General features: G+C 53.3%; 1 rRNA gene. It reads left to right on the top strand.

The window, feature by feature from the left end:
- Positions 1–255, top strand: a 23S ribosomal RNA gene (locus ACU68Y_RS09210); the annotation flags it as partial.

Below are 255 nucleotides of genomic sequence, written 5' to 3'. Positions count from 1 at the left end.
AGGCGTTCAAAGGTTCGCTCAGAATGGTTGGAAATCATTCAAAGAGTACAAAGGCAAAAGCGAGCTTAACTGCGAGACATACAGGTCGAGCAGAGACGAAAGTCGGACTTAGTGATCCGGTGGTACCGAGTGGAAGGGCCATCGCTCAACGGATAAAAGCTACCCCGGGGATAACAGGCTTATCTCCCCCAAGAGTCCACATCGACGGGGAGGTTTGGCACCTCGATGTCGGCTCGTCTCATCCTGGAGCTGGAG

The organism is Finegoldia sp. P1-F-LS (assembly GCF_052932205.1).
Note: the sequence above shows the minus strand (reverse complement) of the source record. Positions and strands in the feature narration are given on the sequence as shown.